The following is a 389-nucleotide window of genomic DNA, read 5'->3' as shown; positions in this document are numbered from 1 at the left end:
TACCCAGCTATGCCCTTGGCAGAACAACTGGTACACCAGAGGTGCGTCCATCCCGGTCCTCTCGTACTAAGGACAGGTCTTCTCAAATTTCCTACGCCTGCGACGGATAGGGACCGAACTGTCTCACGACGTTCTGAACCCAGCTCGCGTACCACTTTAATGGGCGAACAGCCCAACCCTTGGGACCTACTACAGCCCCAGGATGTGATGAGCCGACATCGAGGTGCCAAACCTCCCCGTCGATGTGGACTCTTGGGGGAGATAAGCCTGTTATCCCCAGGGTAGCTTTTATCCGTTGAGCGATGGCCCTTCCATGCGGTACCACCGGATCACTAAGTCCGACTTTCGTCCTTGCTCGACCTGTATGTCTTGCAATCAAGCTCTCTTCT

The 389-nt window shown here is 55.0% G+C and carries 1 rRNA gene; it reads right to left on the bottom strand.

From position 1 onward, the window contains the following. Nucleotides 1-389 (bottom strand): 23S ribosomal RNA (locus ACI48P_RS22040); the annotation flags it as partial.

The sequence above is a fragment of the Romboutsia sp. LXY-2 genome (assembly GCF_056171995.1).
Note: the sequence above shows the minus strand (reverse complement) of the source record. Positions and strands in the feature narration are given on the sequence as shown.